The organism is Streptomyces sp. NBC_00086 (genome assembly GCF_026343255.1).
GTDB lineage: Bacteria > Actinomycetota > Actinomycetes > Streptomycetales > Streptomycetaceae > Streptomyces.
This window is the reverse complement of sequence record NZ_JAPELZ010000001.1, coordinates 5479427-5495925: the sequence shown is the minus strand read 5'-3', so window position 1 is coordinate 5495925 and position 16499 is coordinate 5479427. Positions and strand designations below refer to the sequence as shown.

Sequence of the window (16499 nt, the reverse complement as noted above, 5' to 3'; positions counted from 1 at the left end):
CGACTAGTCGAAGATCGGGCCCTGCGTGCGGGTGCGCTTGATCTCGTAGAAGCCCGGGGTGGAGGCGACGAGCAGGGTGCCGTCCCAGAGGCGGGCCGCGGCCTCGCCGCGCGGGGCGGGGGTGACGACCGGGCCGAAGAAGGCGACCTCTTCGCCGTCGGCGCCGGGCACGGAGATGACCGGGGTGCCGACCTCCTGGCCGACGCGGTTGATGCCGTCGTTGTGGGAGTCGCGCAGGACCTCGTCGTACTCGTCGGAGTCCGCGTAGTGGAGCAGCTCGGCGGGCAGGCCCACCTCGTTCAGGGCCTCGGCGATGGCCTCGCGGGTCGGGCCCGTTCCCCCGTTGTGGAAGCGGGTGCCCAGCGCGGTGTAGAGCTTGCCGGTCACCTCGTCGCCGAACTTCTGCTGGGCGGCGACGACCACGCGCACGGGAGCCCAGCCCTTGGGGCCGAGCAGCTCGCGGTACTGCTCGGGCAGTTCGTCGAGCTTGTTCTCGTTGAGGACCGCGAGGCTCATCACGTGCCAGCGGACCTCTACGTCACGGACCTTCTCGACCTCCAGCATCCAGCGGGACGTCATCCAGGCCCAGGGGCAGAGCGGGTCGAACCAGAAGTCGACGGCGGTCTTCTCGCGCACCTGGGTGTCAGCCATGTCTCTCCTCAGATCGGAACGTTCCTCCCTGCCCAACCGCTCCGACCGCACACGCATTCCCCCGTGGGAGGATTCGGTCAGGTATCGCGATCACGCACGAAGGAGTGCACGTGCCCGGAGAGAATCTGTCCCGTGACGAGGCCCGCGAGCGGGCCGAGCTGCTGTCCGTCGACGGGTACGAGGTGGTCCTCGACCTGAGGTCCGCGGTGGACGAGGCCGAACCGGCCGACGGCCCCAGGACCTTCCGCTCGGTGACCACCGTCCGCTTCCGCGCCGCCGCTCCGGGGGCATCGAGCTTCGCGGACCTCATCGCGCCCGCGGTGAACAGCGTGAGCCTCAACGGGCGCGAGCTGGACCCGGCCGTCGTCTTCGACGGCGCGCGGATCGCCCTGGACGACCTGGCCTCCGAGAACGTGCTCGTGGTCGACGCCGACTGCGCGTACAGCCGGACCGGCGAGGGCATGCACCGCTTCGTGGACCCGGAGGACGGCGAGGTCTACCTCTACACCCAGTACGAACCGGCCGACGCCCGGCGGGTGTACGCGAACTTCGAGCAGCCCGACCTCAAGGCCCCGTACCGCTTCGAGGTGACGGCGCCCGAGGGCTGGCAGGTCTGGAGCAACGGGGTCGAGGAGTCCCGCGAGGGGCAGACCCGGCGGTTCGCCGAGACCGCGCCGATCTCCACGTACATCACCTGCGTGGTGGCGGGGCCGTACCACTACGTCACGGACTCCTACACGCGCGGGGACCTGACGATCCCGCTCGGCGCGATCTGCCGCAAGGGGCTGGCGAAGCACTTCGACGCGGACGAGGTGTTCCTCGTCACGAAGCAGGGCTTCGATCTCTTCCACGAGATCTTCGACTACCCGTACCCCTTCGGGAAGTACGACCAGGCCTTCGTGCCGGAGTACAACCTGGGCGCGATGGAGAACCCGGGGATGGTGACCTTCCGGGAGGAGTACATCTTCCGCGGGAAGGTCACGCAGGCCTCGTACGAGCGGCGCGCGAACACGATCCTGCACGAGATGGCGCACATGTGGTTCGGCGACCTGGTCACCATGAAGTGGTGGGACGACCTGTGGCTGAAGGAGTCCTTCGCGGACTTCATGGGCTCCTTCGCACTGGTCGAGGCCACCCGCTTCGACCAGGCGTGGGTCACCTTCGCCAACAGCCGCAAGGCGTGGGCCTACCGGGCCGACCAGCTGCCGTCCACCCACCCGATCACGGCCGACATCCGTGACCTGGAGGACGCCAAGCTGAACTTCGACGGCATCACCTACGCCAAGGGCGCGGCGGTGCTCAAGCAGCTCGTGGCCTACGTGGGCCGGGACGCCTTCCTGGAGGGCGCGCGGCGCTACTTCAAGGCGAACGCCTACGGGAACACCACCCTGGACGACCTGCTGTCGGTACTCGCGGACGTCTCCGGCCGGGACATGGCCGAATGGTCGCGGGCCTGGCTGCAGACGGCCGGCGTGAACGCGCTGACCCCGGTGGTGACCTGCGACGCGGGCGGCCGGGTGACCGAGCTGGCGGTGGTCCAGGACGGCGCCGAGCTGCGCCCGCACCGGGTCGCGGTGGGCCTGTACCGGCTGGACCCGGACGGCGCGCTGGTGCGCTACGCACGGGCCGAGGCGGACGTCGCGGGGGCCCGGACGGTCGTCGGCGAGCTGGCGGGGCAGGAGAAGCCCGCCCTGGTGCTCGTCAACGACGAGGACCTGACCTACTGCAAGATCCGCTTCGACGAGTCGTCGCTGGCCACGCTGCGCTCGCACCTGGGCTCGGTGGCGGACCCGCTCAGCCGCGCGCTGTGCTGGTCGGCGCTGTGGAACCTGACGCGTGACGGGCTGATGCCGGCGCGGGACTTCGTCTCGCTCGTACTGGCCCACGCGGGCCGGGAGACGGACGTCGGCGTCCTGCAGATGCTGCACGCGCAGGCCCTGACCGCGGTCAACCACTACGCGGCGCCCGACTGGCGGGAGCAGGGCGGCAAGGTGCTGGCGGCGTGCGCGCTGCAGGAACTGCGGTTCGCCGAGCCGGGGTCGGAGCACCAGCTCACCTGGGCCCGCTTCTTCGCGGCGGGTGCGGCGACCGAGGGCGACTTCCAGCTGCTGCTGGGGCTGCTGGAGGGATCGGCGCGGATCGACGGGCTGGAGGTGGACCAGGAGCTGCGCTGGGACTTCCTGCTGCCGCTGGCCGCGCACGGGGCGATCGGCGAGGAGGTCCTCGCGGCGGAACTGGCGCGGGACGACACGGCGTCGGGCAAGCGGCACCAGGTGCGGTGCATGGCGGCGCGGCCGTCCGCGGCGGTCAAGGACCAGGCGTGGGCCGCGGTGGTGGAGTCGGACACGCTGTCGAACGCGTTGGTCGAGGCGACGATCGCGGGGATGCAGCAGTCTTCGCAGCGGGGGCTGCTGGCGCCTTACGCGGAGCCCTACTTCGCCGTGATCGAGCGGATCTGGGCCGACCGGTCGATCCAGATCGGCATGGACGTGGTGCGGGGGCTGTACCCGTCCCTCCAGGACTCCCAGGAGACGCTGGACGCGACTGACGCGTGGCTGTCGGCGCACGAGTCGGCTGCGCCGGCGCTGCGACGGCTCGTCCTGGAGTCCCGTGACGACCTGGCGCGGGCGCTGCGCGCGCAGGCCTGCGACGTGGCGGCGGGCTAGCCCTGCGGGGCTGTCCCCTACCCGCCCTTCCACCGTTCCCTGGGGCTCCGCCCCAGACCCCGCGCCTCAAACGCCGGCGGGGCTGGATTTTCCAGCCCGCCGGCGTTTGCGTCCCAGGAAATCGGGGGTGCGCCGCGCAGCCCATCGGCAGTCGAACGTCCGTACTTTAGCCCCGTCTTGTCCCGATTTGCCGACGGATGTGTAACAGGGGTTAGCGAGGCCATGGCCTGAGGGAATCTCAGCGTCATGAACCACAACGCACCCCTCCCCCTCGCCCACCTCACCGACAACCGCCCCCGCGTGCTGTCGCTGGCCCAGCTCCGCGAGCACGGGGTCTCCGCCTCCGACGCCGCCGAGCGGTCCTGGCAGCAGATCCTGCCGGGGGTGTTCCTGCTCCACGCCGGTACCGCGACGAGCGAGGAGCGGCTGCACGCGGCGCTCCTCTACGCCGGACGCCGCGGGGACGAGGTCATGATCACCGGGCTGGCCGCCCTCGCGCTGTACCGGTTCTCCTCCGCCCCCGCCCTGCTCGGCCTCCCCCAGATCGACGTGCTCGTCCCGAACACCCGTCGGCTGCGCTCCGCCGGACAGGTCCGCATCGTCCGGACGCACACCCCGCCCCGGCCGGTGGAGGTCACGGGCCTGCCCGTCGCCCCCGTGGCCCGCGCCGTCGCCGACGCCGTCGCCCACCTCTCCGACGCCGGTACGGTCCGCCGCCTGCTCAGCGAAGCCGTCCGCGGCGGGCACTGCGAACCGGCCGCCGTGGTGCGGGAGCTGACGGTGGCCCGGCTGCTGAACCGCCCGCACGTGGTGGACGCCGTCGAGTCGCTGCTCGCCGAGGGCCGGGCCATCGCCGAGGACCGGCTGTACCAGCTCGTACGGGGCTACGAGCTCCCCGAGCCCGTCTGGAACGTGGACCTGCGGCTGCCCGGCGGCCCGCACCTGGGCGGGGTCGACGCGTACTGGCCGGAGCAGGCGGTGGCCGTGGAGATCGACACCCGGGCCCCGCGCCAGGGCGAGGACGAGGCGTGGTCGGAGTCCGTCCGCAAGCGGGAGACCCTGGAGCGGTGCGGAATCACCGTCCTACACATCACCCCGCGCAAGCTCCGCGACTGGCCCGAGCAGCAGGCGGCGGTCGTACGGACCGCCCTGACGGCGTCCGACGACCGCGAGCCCGCCGCCTACCTCGTCGTCCTGCCCAGGTGAGGGCCCTACCCCGCAGGCTGCCAAGGCGGCGCGGGCAGCGCCGGATTGGCCGGCGAGTACTCCGGGGCGCTCCACAGCAGCCGCCCCGGGTGCAGGCTCTGAACCACCGACTCGATCCGGAAGCGGACCCGCCGCTCCCCGCCCGCCCCGAACTCGGGCTCCGCCCGCCCGCTGAGCTGGAGCAGCGCCCCGCTCTCCCAGTCCGGGAACAGCAGCCCGGCCCGCGGGTCCGCGAGCAGGTTCCCCAGGGTCAGGAACATCGCGTTGCCCGCGTAGTCCGGCCAGGCCAGTTCCGTCGGGGACAGCACCTCGACGAAGCCCGGCATTCCGCCCCGGTGGCTCGCGTCGGCCCCGTCCGCCCCCGCGGAGGTGGCGACGAAGAAGGTGTCGGCGGCGCGGACGGCCCGTTCCTGGTCGGGGGTGAGCGCGTCCCCGCGCCGCACGACACCGGCTCCTTCGGCGACGAGCTGGACAGGCTGCCGCTTCTGGAGGTACTTGGGACAGTTGGCGAAGACCCGCTCGGCCGCCAGCGCGAACCCGCCGGCGGTCACCTCCAGGGTTCCGCCCAGCCGCATCCGGCGCCGGGTGCGCGGGTCGAGGGAGATGGTCCCGACCCGGGTGCCGGCGGTGGCGAGCGCCTCGGCCAGCGGATCGCCCTCGGGGATCCCTCCCCTGACCGTGATCCGGTCCGGCCCGGTGGCCCGTACGAAGCCGGGGGCGCCGGTCAGCAGTGAGGCCCAGAGCAGGCCTCCGGGATCGGCCGCGCCGACGACGAGGTGCGGCTGCAGCCCCAGGAAGGCCGCCGCGACGTCCTTGATGTGCGGGGTGATGGACTGGCCGACGTGCACGGCGTGCTCCCGGACGCCGACCCGCTCCTGGACGGCCAGCGAGCCCCAGTGATACCCGGACATTAGAAGAACCCGCAGGTCGGGGCCCCTGTGGTGGGAGCCTCGGCGCCTTCGGCGCCGCTCGGCACGGAGATCTCCAGACGGGTCCCGTCGAGGTCGTGGAAGAAGATGCCGCCGGAGGCGGCCCCCTCGCCGTGGGGGACGACCCCTTCGTAGGCGAAATCGACGCCCAGGCCGCGCAGCCGCTCCTCGTACTCCCTGACCTCCTCGACGGCGTCCGCGGAGAGCGCGAGGTGGTGCAGTCCGGCCGCGCCGGGCGCGTAGGCCCCCTCGGCCTGCTGCCACAAGGTCAGCACGAGCTCGCCGTCCTGGCCGAGGAAGGCGAAGCGCCGGTCCTCTTCCTTGCCCTCGCCGAGCAGCTCGAAGCCGAGGCCGTCGCGGTAGAAGACCAGCGACCGGGCGAGATCCGTGACGTTCAGGCCCACGTGGCCGGTGCGCAGCTTGCTGATGACGGTCGTCACAACGGTTCCTTCCCCAGAACTACCCAAATTCCTAACCTTCTAAATCGAGATTAATGGTTAGAACCAGGGGAGTCAACCGCTCACGTACTCTTGAGGGGTTAGTGCCACGAGGAGGCGGACATGACGACGGCGGACCCACGACCCCTGACCGGGGAACCGGTGGCCCTGGACCTGGTCAACACCCGATGGGTCCAGGACGGCGAAGGCGTCGACCTCTTCGCAGGGGCCTTCGGGCTCACCCGCGTCGAAGGGCTCGCCCTCTGGCTGGAGAGCACGGGGCTGGCCGGCCGCTTCCGCGCCGACGCCGCGACCCTGGTCCACCTGCTCACCGCCCGCGAGGCACTGGCCCGCGCGGTCGCGGACCCGGCGGACGAGAGCGCCCGCACCCTGGTCGACGCCGTCCTGGAGCACGGGCGGATCCGGGCGACCCTGACCGCCGAAGGGCCGGGCGAGCGGACCGAGTTCGACGATCCGACCTGGGGTCCGGCCTGGACGGCCGCCCGCGACTACCTGGAGCTGCTGGGCTCCGACCCCGGGCGGATCCGCAAGTGCGCCTCCGAGACCTGCGTGCTGCGCTTCCACGACACCTCGCGCAACGGCACCCGGCGCTGGTGCTCGATGTCGGCCTGCGGAAACCGGGCGAAAGCATCCCGCCACTACGCGCGCACGCGCGAGCGCTGAATGCCGGGAAGTTGTCACACCTGATCTGAGACGGGGACCGGCATCACCCCTGACGCACGGTCGGGAAGTCTACAAATCCATGTTCCACCCCGAAGGTTCGCACCGGTTCGCTCCGGTACGGGCCTTCTGGCGTATGCCCCGAGATGGCGGGAGTCCGCCATGGCAGGTATCGGTCCGTGACAACTCTCCCCAAAGAGCTGTCACTTAGGCGAGGCTGACCGGTCATCCGGCACCGAAATCCGGACCGTACCTTTCACTTAGCCAGGGATGCTGATGACCCTCGACTCCCCCGCTCGTTCCAAAGACGGCGCCATACCCGCGACCCGACGCGCCGCGCGCGTCGCGGCCGCGGCCGGCCTGGTGGCCGCCCTCGCGGCCACCGGTGCCATGCCCGTCTTCGCGGCGACCGGCACGAATACCCCCGCGCCCAGCCCCGCGGTGAAGTCGGCCGACCAGAAGCTCGGCTCGGCCGACGCCGAACTGCTCCAGGAAGCCAAGACCAAGGGCGAGAAGACCGTCACGGTCATGGTCGCGACGGCCCCCGGCGAGACCCAGCAGGTGGCCAAGCAGCTCGACGACGTCCAGGGCGCCTCGGTGGGCCAGACGTACGACAAGCTCGGCTACGTGCGCGCCACGCTGCCGACCGACAAGGCGGAGGCCGCGCTGAAGGCGGCCGCCAAGCTGTCCTCCGTGCACGGCATCGACCTGCGGCACGAGATCCAGCTCCCGGACCCCCGTCCGGACGCGGACCGCGAGACGGGGACGGTGAAGCGGACCGCCGCCGAGACCTACCCCGGGCCGGGCAAGAACACCCCGGCGAAGAACCCGTACAACCCGTCCTTCGAGACCGGTGCGCTGGACTTCCTCAAGAGCAACCCGAAGGCCGACGGCCGCGGTGTGACCATCGGCATCATGGACTCGGGCGTCGACCTCGGCCACCCGGCGCTCCAGAAGACCACCACCGGCGAGCGCAAGATCGTCGACTGGGTCACCGCGACCGACCCGATCACCGACAGCGACGCCACCTGGCGGGCGCAGATCACCCCGGTCGCCGGTGGCACCTTCACCGCGGGCGGCGGCAGCTGGAAGGCTCCGGAGGGCTCCTTCCAGTGGAGCCGTTTCACCGAGTCGATCACCGCCAACGGTGACATGAAGGGCGACGTCAACCGGGACGGGGACACCACCGACCGGTTCGGCCTGCTCTACGACCCGGTCGCCGGGACCGTCCGCGTCGACACCGACCAGGACAACGACTTCACGAACAACGAGCCGATGAAGCCGTACAAGGACGGCTACCAGATCGGCTACTTCGGCACGGACAACCCGGCGACCGAGGTCGCCGAGCGCATCCCGTTCGTGATCGAGATCCGCAAGGACGTCCCGATGGACCCGCTGGGCGGTGACTGGGTCGGCAAGAAGGCCGACTTCGTCAACGTCGGCATCATCGAGTCCGAGCACGGCACGCACGTCGCGGGCATCACCGCCGCCAACGGCCTGTTCGGCGGCGCGATGAACGGCGAGGCGCCCGGCGCCAAGCTCGTCTCCTCGCGCGCCTGCTCCTGGTCCGGCGGCTGCACCAACATCGCGCTGACCGAGGGCATGATCGACCTCGTCGTCAACCGCGGCGTGGACATCGTCAACATGTCGATCGGCGGCCTGCCGGCCCTGAACGACGGCAACAACGCGCGCTCCGAGCTCTACAAGAACCTCATCGACACCTACGGTGTCCAGCTCGTCATCTCGGCGGGCAACGAGGGCCCCGGCATCAACACCATCGGCGACCCCGGTCTCGCGGACAAGGTCATCTCCGTGGGTGCGGCGGTCTCCAAGGAGACCTGGGCGGCCAACTACGGCTCCGGCGTGGCCAAGAAGTACAACATGTTCCCCTTCTCCTCGCGCGGTCCGCGTGAGGACGGCGGCTTCACGCCGACGATCACCGCCCCCGGCGCGTCGATCAACACCATCCAGACCTGGCTGCCCGGTGCACCGGTGAAGGAGGCCGGCTACACCCTGCCGGCCGGTTACGGCATGCTCCAGGGCACCTCGATGTCCTCGCCGCAGGCGGCGGGCGCCAGCGCCCTGCTGATCTCGGCCGCCAAGCAGCACAAGATCGCCCTCACCCCGGCGAACCTGCGCATCGCGCTCACCAGCAGCGCGAAGAAGATCGCGGACGTTCCGGCGCACGCCCAGGGCGCGGGCCTGATCAACATCCCCGGCGCGTGGGAGTCCATCCAGCGCGGCGCGAAGGCCAACGAGTTCACCGTCAAGGCGCCGGTCGACACCGCGATCGACCAGTTCCTGAAGACCCCGGGCTTCGGCACCGGCGTCTACGACCGTGAGGGCGGCCTGAAGGTCGGCCAGAAGAAGGTCTACGACGTCGTCGTCACCCGCACCACGGGCGTCAAGTACGGCACCCCGCACGAGCTGAGCTGGCGCAACAACGACGGCACGTTCAAGGTCATCGGCGGCTACGACTACGTCACCCTGCCCCTGAACAAGCCGGTCACCATCAAGGTCGAGGCCAAGGCCACGACGGCCGGCGTCCACAGCGGCATCCTGCAGCTCGACGACCCCTTCACCGAGGGCATCGACAAGCAGATCCTCTCCACGGTCGTCGTCTCGACCCCGCTGGCGAAGCCCTCGTTCAGCTACTCGGACACCTCCTCCGTGCAGCGCAACAGCCACAAGTCGTACTTCGTGACCGTCCCGGCGGGCGCGAAGACCCTCGAGGTCGCCCTCGGCGGTCTGAACGCGGGCAGCCAGACGCGCTTCATCTCGATCCACCCGTACGGCGTGGGCGTCGAGGACAGCGCGACGACCCAGTGCTACCCGAACTACGACAACCCGGCCAACCAGTGCCGCCCCGACCTGCGTTCGTACCCGAACCCGCAGCCGGGCGTCTGGGAGATCGAGGTCGAGTCGCGTCGTACGTCGCCGCTGCTCGACAACCCGTACAAGCTGGACGTCTCCGTGCTCGGCGCGGCCTTCGACCCCGCGGTCAAGGTCCTGCCCGAGGTCAAGCTGGGCACCCCGGCGCCGGTCCAGTGGACGGTGAAGAACGACGGGGCCGCCATCACGGGCGGCAAGCTCCAGGGTGGTTCGCTCGGCTCCGCGAAGGTCGCCAAGCCGACCATCGCCGCCGGTGAGACCCACACCACCGAGGTCACGATCGGCGAGGGCGTCTCCCGCCTCGACATCGCGATCGGCAACGTCTCCGACGCCGCCGCCGACCTCGACCTGGACGTGTACAAGGACGGCGTCAAGGTCGGCACCTCCGCCGACGGCGACTCCGAGGAGGCCGTGAGCCTCGTCAACCCGGCCGCGGGCACCTACACCATCGAGGTGTTCGGCTACGCGATCCCGTCCGGCTCCACCACGTACGACTACCGCGACGTCTACTACTCGGCCGCCCTGGGCACCGTCCAGGTCGACGAGGCCGCCGCGGTCAACCTCGCCAACGGTGCCTCGGCAACCGTCTCCGCGAACGTGCTGGTCAACAGCGCCGCTCCGGAAGGCCGCCAGTTCTTCGGCGAAGTCAAGCTGCTCAACGCCCGCGGCACCGCCGCCGGCACCGGCAGCGTGCAGATCGAGAAGGTCCTGCCGTAACCCGGTAGGAGCCTGAACACAGCGGGGGCGGTGCTCGTCAGAGCACCGCCCCCGCCTGTTTCCCCGCCGGTTCCCCCTCCGGCTTCCCCCTCGGGTGCGGGCTACTTCCCCAGCGAGCCCAGGTCCTGCGCGTACGTGCCCACCGCGTGGGCGATCACGTCCAGGTTGGTGTCGAAGGCCTTCAGGTCGATGTTCTTCAGGTTGTCCCCGGCCCCGTGGTAGTTCGGGTCGTACGGGGCCCCGGCCGTGCCGCCGTACCGCGCGGCCTGCTCCGGCGTCTTGATGCCCTCGGCGCCGGTGAAGGTGCCGCCGGCCGGGATGCCGTTCGCGATGAAGGGGCCGTAGTCGGAGCGGCCGTCGAAGTCGCTGCCCTCGTGCGGCTTGCCCTTCTTGTCGAGGAAGCCGTTGATCAGCGCCTCGATCTGCGCGGAGCCGGCCGGGCCCGCGCCCTCGCCCGTCTTGTCCGAGTCGTCGCCGTCGTAGACGAACTGCACCGGGTTCGGCGAGGCGATCATGTCGAAGTTCAGGTACAGGGCGATGTCCTTCTTCTGCCGCTCCGACAGCTGCGCGACGTAGTGCTCGGAGCCCAGCAGGCCGAGCTCCTCCGCCGACCACCAGGCGAAGCGGACCTTGTTGGCGGTCTGCTTGCCCTTGCCCTTCTTGTTGGCGCCCTCGTCCGCGAGCTTGAGGGCCACCTCCAGCAGACCGGCCGAGCCGGACCCGTTGTCGTTGATGCCCGGGCCCTCGGGGACCGAGTCCAGGTGGGCGCCGACGGTGACCACGCGGTCCGCGCGGCCGCCGCGGGTCTCGGCGATCACGTTGCGCGTGGTCTTCTTCACGTGCTCCTGGTCGAGCTCCAGCCGCACGCTCACCTCCCCCTTGGCGGCGGCCGCGGTCAGCGCCTCCCCGTCGGCGAGGGTGATGCCGGCGCTCGGGATGATCCCCTCGGCGGGCGAGGAGAAGCTGCCGCGGACCGGGGTGGTCCCGCTGTGGTTGTAGACGATCACGCCGATCGCGCCCGCCGCGGCGGCGGCCCGCTGCTTCTCGACGAAGGTGCAGGTGCCTCGCTTGACCAGGGCGATCTTCCCGGTGAAGGCGCCGGCCTGGTAGTCGGCGGCGTCGCAGCCGGGGCTCTCGTCGACCCGGGCGAGGGCGAGCGCGGCGGTCAGGCCGCCGGCCGGGGTGGACTTGGTGAAGGTGAAGGCGGCGGTGGCCAGCTCACGGGACTCCGCGCCGAGGACGGTGGTCTTCTCCGTCCTCGTGTGCGCCTCGTGGATGTCGAAGTCCTGGTACGAGACCTGGTACCCGGCCTTCTTCAGCGTGTCGTGGACGTAGGCGGCGGAGGCCGCGTGGCCGGGCGTGCCGGCGGCGCGGTTGCCGCCGTTGGCGTCGGCGATCTGCTGGAACTTCGCCAGGTGGCGGTAGGCGCCGCGGGCGGTGACCTCCTCCACCAGCTCCTTGGCCAGCCGGCCCTCGCGCGGGTGGGCGGCCGCCGGGGTGGCGGCGAGCAGGACGGGTGCGGCGACGGCGGCGGCCGCGAGGGCGGCGAGCGCCGGTATGGACCGGCGGCGGTGGCGGATGGCACGCACGGTGAATCTCCCCGAGTTCGGATGACGGAACGCCCGTCCGGATTTCGGACGCGACAGACGGGACCGTAATCGGCCGCGACCAGGCGAAACGCCCACCGGGCGGCGGTGCAACACGGCCGCCACGGAGTTGTCACGGGGGTTCACACGGAGAACACCGTCCGCTCCTCGGACAATGGATTGGACAAGGCTCGTGGGGTCGAACGCATGATGGCTTCACGCGCGCCCGCGTCGTACGTACCAAGAGGAGTCACCGTGAGGGTCGGAATCGTCGGAGCCACCGGACAGGTCGGCGGAGTCATGCGCGGCATCCTGGCCGAGCGCAAGTTCCCGGTGGACGAGCTGCGGCTGTTCGCCTCGGCCCGTTCGGCCGGCTCCACCCTCGAATGGGAGGGCCGCGAGATCACCATCGAGGACGCCTCCACGGCCGACTACTCCGGCCTGGACATCGTGCTCTTCTCCGCGGGCGGCGCCACCTCCAAGGCCCTCGCCGAGAAGGTCGCCTCCCAGGGCGCCGTCGTGATCGACAACTCCTCCGCCTGGCGCCGCGACCCCGAGGTCCCCCTCGTGGTCTCCGAGGTCAACCCGCACGCGATCCGGAACCGCCCCAAGGGCATCATCGCGAACCCGAACTGCACCACGATGGCCGCGATGCCGGTGCTGCGCCCGCTGCACGACGAGGCCGGTCTGACCGCGCTGATCGCCACCACCTACCAGGCCGTGTCCGGCTCGGGCCTGGCGGGCGTCGCCGAGCTCAAGGGCCAGGCCTGCGCGGTCTCCGAGGCCGCCGACCAGCTGACCTTCGACGGCGACGCGGTGGAGTTCCCCGAGCCCGCCGTCTACAAGCGTCCGATCGCCTACAACGTGATCCCCCTCGCGGGCTCGATCGTCGACGACGGCTCCTTCGAGACCGACGAGGAGCAGAAGCTCCGCAACGAGTCCCGCAAGATCCTGGAGATCCCGGAGCTCAAGGTCTCGGGCACCTGCGTGCGCGTGCCGGTCTTCGCCGGCCACTCCCTCCAGGTCAACGTCCGCTTCACCCGTCCGCTGAGCGTCGAGCGCGCCTACGAGCTGCTGAAGGACGCCCCGGGCGTCGAGCTCTCGGAGATCCCGACCCCGCTGCAGGCCGCCGGCAAGGACGCCTCGTACGTGGGCCGCATCCGCGTCGACGAGACCACCGAGAACGGCCTCGCGCTGTTCCTCTCCAACGACAACCTCCGCAAGGGCGCCGCGCTGAACGCGGTCCAGATCGCGGAGCTGGTCGCGGAGGAGCTGCGCGGCTGATCCCGCGCGCACGGCTCGTACGGCCGGAGGGCGGCACCGTGACGGTGCCGCCCTTCGGCGTTCCGCCCGTCGGCGGTCCCGGCTACACCCTGCGGACCTCGAAGAGGTAGCAGCCGTACTCGGCCGCGCGGACGTGGACGAGCGCGGTCCGCGGGTCCTCGAAGGCCTCCGTCAGCGCGCGCCCGATCACCGCGTCCGGGTCCTCGGCGAGGTCGAGCACCCGTCCGCCGAGGATGTGGCCCGCCGCGTCGTAGCGGCGGGCCGTGCGCAGGGCGCCGGGGTGGGCGAAGGGGAGGCCGGTCTCCGGCGCCGGTCCGCCGCAGTCTGCGGCGTGGATGAAGACCGGGCCCTGCTCGTCGTAGGCCCCCGGGTCGACGCCGGTCGCGGCGGCCCAGCGGCGCAGCGGGGCGTACACGACGAGGGCGATCCGCTCGCCGGGGGCGCTGCGGCGCAGGCAGCAGCGCAGCGGGGCGCCGCCCTCCGGGTCCTCGTAGGGCGTGCAGGGCCGTCCGGCGTCGTCGAGGGTGCGCAGGAGCGCGAGGACGGGTGGGGCGATGGCGAGCGCGGTGTGGGTGGTCATGGGGTCCAGGGTGCTGCCGGCGGACCGGTCGGAGCTGGCGGAAATCGGACGTCGAGTTTCGCCCGTGGATTACTCCGGCCCAGTGGCCCGGCCCGCGTGGAAGGATGGGCCGGAACGTCACCATCGAAGGAGATGACCGCGTGCCAGGCACGAATCTGACCCGTGAAGAGGCTCAGCAGCGCGCGAAGCTGCTCAGTGTCGACTCGTACGAGATCGAACTCGATCTCAGCGGCGCGCAGGAGGGTGGCACCTACCCCTCCGTGACCACCGTGCGCTTCCAGTCCGCCGAGGCCGGCGCCGAGACCTTCATCGACCTGGTCGCTCCGGCCGTGCACGAGGTCGTCCTCAACGGCAAGTCCCTCGACGTGGCGGCCGTCTTCCGGGATTCCCGGATCGCGCTCGCGCACCTGGCCGCCGGGGCCAACGAGCTCCGCGTCGTCGCCGACTGCGCGTACACGAACACCGGTGAGGGTCTGCACCGCTTCGTCGACCCGGTCGACGAGCAGGCGTACCTGTACACCCAGTTCGAGGTGCCGGACGCGCGCCGCGTGTTCGCGAGCTTCGAGCAGCCCGACCTGAAGGCGACGTTCCGGTTCACCGTGACGGCCCCCGCGGGCTGGACGGTCATCTCGAACTCCCCGACACCGGATGCTCCCGCCGACAACGTCTGGCGCTTCGAGCCCACCCCGCGCATCTCCACGTACATCACGGCCCTGATCGTGGGCCCGTACCACGCGGTGCACAGCTCCTACGAGGGCGCGGACGGGCAGTCCGTCCCGCTCGGCATCTACTGCCGTCCCTCGCTCGCCGAGTTCCTCGACGCCGACGAGATCTTCGACGTGACCCGGCAGGGCTTCACCTGGTTCCAGGAGAAGTTCGCGTACGACTACCCGTTCGCGAAGTACGACCAGCTCTTCGTGCCGGAGTTCAACGCGGGCGCGATGGAGAACGCGGGCGCGGTCACCATCCGCGACCAGTACGTCTTCCGCTCGAAGGTGACGGACGCGGCGTACGAGACGCGCGCCGAGACGATCCTGCACGAGCTCGCGCACATGTGGTTCGGCGACCTCGTCACCATGGAGTGGTGGAACGACCTGTGGCTGAACGAGTCGTTCGCCACCTACACCTCCATCGCCTGCCAGGCGTACGCGGAGGGCTCGAAGTGGCCGCACGCCTGGACCTCCTTCGCCAACTCCATGAAGACCTGGGCGTACCGGCAGGACCAGCTGCCCTCCACGCACCCGATCATGGCCGACATCCGTGACCTGGACGACGTCCTGGTCAACTTCGACGGCATCACGTACGCCAAGGGCGCCTCGGTCCTCAAGCAGCTCGTGGCCTACGTCGGCCAGGACGCCTTCTTCAAGGGTGTGCAGGCGTACTTCAAGGCGCACGCCTTCGGGAACACGCGGCTGTCGGACCTGCTGGGCGCCCTGGAGGAGACCTCCGGCCGCGATCTGACCGCCTGGTCGAAGGCGTGGCTGGAGACGGCCGGCATCAACATCCTGCGCCCCGAGATCGAGACGGACGAGAACGGCTCCATCACCGCCTTCGCCGTCCGCCAGGAGGCCCCGGCGCTGCCCGCCGGTGCCAAGGGCGAGCCGGTCCTGCGCCCGCACCGCATCGCGGTCGGCCTGTACGACCTGGCCGACGGCAAGCTGGTGCGCGGCGAGCGGATCGAGCTGGACATCGACGGCGACCTCACCGCCGTGCCGGAGCTGATCGGCCGGACCCGTCCGGCCGTGGTCCTGCTGAACGACGACGACCTGTCGTACGCCAAGGTCCGCCTCGACGAGGTGTCCCTCGCCAACGTCACCGCGCACCTGGGCGACTTCACCGAATCGCTGCCGCGCGCGCTGTGCTGGGCCTCGGCCTGGGACATGACCCGCGACGGCGAACTGGCCACCCGCGACTACCTGGCCCTCGTCCTGTCGGGCATCGGCAAGGAATCGGACATCGGCGTCGTCCAGTCGCTGCACCGCCAGGTCAAGCTGGCCATCGAGCTGTACGCCGACCCGGCGTGGCGCGACCAGGGCCTGGCCACCTGGACGGAGGCCTCGCTGGAGCACCTGCGCGCGGCCGAGCCGGGCAGCGACCACCAGCTGGCGTGGGCCCGCGCCTTCGCGGCGACGGCCCGTACCGAGGAGCAGCTGACCTACCTGGCGGCGCTGCTGGACGGCTCGGCGGAGGTCAAGGGTCTGGCCGTGGACACCGAGCTGCGCTGGGCGTTCCTGGAGCGCCTGGTCGCCACCGGCGTCGCCGACGAGGCGGCCATCGCGGCCGAGCTGGAGCGGGACAAGACCGCGGCGGGCGAGCGGCACGCGGCGACCGCCCGCGCGGCGCGTCCGACGGCGGAGGCCAAGGCCGAGGCCTGGGCTTCGGTCGTCGAGGGCGACTCGCTCCCGAACGCGGTGCAGGAGGCGGTGATCGGCGGCTTCGTCCAGACCGACCAGCGCGAGCTCCTCGCCCCGTACACGGCGAAGTACTTCGCGGCGGTCAAGGGGGTCTGGGAGACCCGGAGCCACGAGATCGCGCAGCAGATCGCGGTGGGGCTCTACCCGACCCTCCAGGTCTCCCCGGAGACCCTCGCGGCGACGGACGCCTGGCTGGCCTCGGCCGAGCCGAACGCGGCCCTGCGGCGTCTCGTCTCCGAGTCCCGCGCCGGCGTAGAGCGGGCGCTGCGCGCCCAGACGGCGGACGCCCAGGCCTGACCCTGCGGGTCCGCTCCCGGGGCTCCGCCCCGGACCCCGCGCCTCAAACGCCGGCGAGGCTGGATTTCCCAGCCTCGCCGGCGTTCACGTGCGGGCCGGCGCCGGCCCCATCCAGCCCGTCCGGCGTTTGAGGACCGGGTCCGGGCGGAGCCCGGGGAA

Annotated in this window: 11 protein-coding genes; 6 read left to right on the top strand and 5 right to left on the bottom strand. The window is 71.2% G+C overall.

Features of this window, described 5'->3' with window-relative positions; genetic code table 11:
- Positions 1–3: 3 nt before the first annotated feature.
- Positions 4–651, bottom strand: coding sequence for a DsbA family protein (locus OG276_RS24680; protein WP_266908838.1), 648 nt, complete (start codon positions 649–651; stop codon positions 4–6).
- Positions 652–761: 110 nt separating this feature from the next.
- Between OG276_RS24680 and pepN (OG276_RS24675) the strand changes: the two genes are divergently transcribed.
- Together pepN (OG276_RS24675) and OG276_RS24670 are read left to right on the top strand one after the other, a co-directional pair.
- Positions 762–3317: an aminopeptidase N gene (gene pepN / locus OG276_RS24675; protein ID WP_266908836.1), complete on the top strand. Its 2556-nt coding sequence runs from the start codon at positions 762–764 to the stop codon at positions 3315–3317.
- A gap of 246 nt (positions 3318–3563) precedes the next feature.
- The gene (locus tag OG276_RS24670; protein WP_266908834.1) at positions 3564–4523 is read left to right on the top strand and encodes a hypothetical protein; all 960 of its coding nucleotides are present in this window, start codon (positions 3564–3566) and stop codon (positions 4521–4523) included.
- Positions 4524–4528: 5 nt separating this feature from the next.
- Here OG276_RS24670 and OG276_RS24665 read toward each other — a convergent pair whose 3' ends face one another.
- Positions 4529–5434, bottom strand: a complete 906-nt coding sequence (locus OG276_RS24665; protein ID WP_266908832.1) for a pyridoxamine 5'-phosphate oxidase family protein — start codon at positions 5432–5434, stop codon at positions 4529–4531.
- Positions 5434–5892, bottom strand: coding sequence for a VOC family protein (locus OG276_RS24660; protein WP_266908831.1), 459 nt, complete (start codon positions 5890–5892; stop codon positions 5434–5436). The genes OG276_RS24665 and OG276_RS24660 overlap by 1 nt, the downstream gene beginning before the upstream one ends.
- A gap of 120 nt (positions 5893–6012) precedes the next feature.
- On the opposite strand from OG276_RS24660, the gene OG276_RS24655 reads away from it, so the two are divergent.
- On the top strand, positions 6013–6573 hold the full coding sequence (locus OG276_RS24655) for a CGNR zinc finger domain-containing protein (RefSeq protein ID WP_266908830.1): 561 nt from the start codon (positions 6013–6015) through the stop codon (positions 6571–6573).
- Between the two features lie 273 nt (positions 6574–6846).
- A complete protein-coding gene (locus OG276_RS24650) occupies positions 6847–10179 on the top strand; it encodes a S8 family serine peptidase (protein ID WP_266908828.1) in 3333 nt (1110 codons plus the stop codon).
- Between the two features lie 101 nt (positions 10180–10280).
- Here OG276_RS24650 and OG276_RS24645 read toward each other — a convergent pair whose 3' ends face one another.
- Positions 10281–11768: a M28 family metallopeptidase gene (locus OG276_RS24645; protein ID WP_266908826.1), complete on the bottom strand. Its 1488-nt coding sequence runs from the start codon at positions 11766–11768 to the stop codon at positions 10281–10283.
- 252 nt (positions 11769–12020) lie between these two features.
- On the opposite strand from OG276_RS24645, the gene OG276_RS24640 reads away from it, so the two are divergent.
- On the top strand, positions 12021–13049 hold the full coding sequence (locus OG276_RS24640) for an aspartate-semialdehyde dehydrogenase (protein WP_266908824.1): 1029 nt from the start codon (positions 12021–12023) through the stop codon (positions 13047–13049).
- A gap of 82 nt (positions 13050–13131) precedes the next feature.
- On the opposite strand, the gene OG276_RS24635 is transcribed toward OG276_RS24640, so the two are convergent.
- The gene (locus tag OG276_RS24635; protein WP_266908822.1) at positions 13132–13629 is read right to left on the bottom strand and encodes a DUF1203 domain-containing protein; all 498 of its coding nucleotides are present in this window, start codon (positions 13627–13629) and stop codon (positions 13132–13134) included.
- 140 nt (positions 13630–13769) lie between these two features.
- Between OG276_RS24635 and pepN (OG276_RS24630) the strand changes: the two genes are divergently transcribed.
- A complete protein-coding gene (pepN, locus tag OG276_RS24630) occupies positions 13770–16340 on the top strand; it encodes an aminopeptidase N (protein WP_266908820.1) in 2571 nt (856 codons plus the stop codon).
- Positions 16341–16499: the final 159 nt, after the last annotated feature.